Consider the following 242-nt stretch of genomic DNA (forward strand, 5'->3'; position numbering starts at 1 on the left):
GGGGTTGCGGACCCCGAGGGCGCAGAAGTGTCCACCCAGGGCGTGGGACCGCGGTGGCTGGTGGACCGCGACGGTGAACTCCCCGACCCGGAGCACGCACCCTCCCGGGCGGACCTGTGGCTGTGGGCGGACATCCCGGCCGGGACCCCCCCCGCCGCCTTCCCCGTGCCGACGGTGACGGACCCACTGGCCCGGCCGGCCGAGTCGCTACCCCCCGCGCTGACCCGCGACAACGCCGAACC

The 242-nt window shown here is 76.9% G+C and carries 1 protein-coding gene; it reads left to right on the forward strand.

The genetic code is table 11. The features are described from left to right. Positions 1-27 precede the first annotated feature (27 nt). Positions 28-242, forward strand: a 215-nt coding sequence (locus tag KVT44_RS56725) for a hypothetical protein (protein WP_217577124.1), incomplete at its 3' end; no start/stop codon positions are given.

The sequence above is a fragment of the Streptomyces sp. GbtcB7 genome (assembly GCF_019091445.1).
Taxonomy (GTDB): Bacteria; Actinomycetota; Actinomycetes; order Streptomycetales; family Streptomycetaceae; genus Streptomyces; species Streptomyces mirabilis.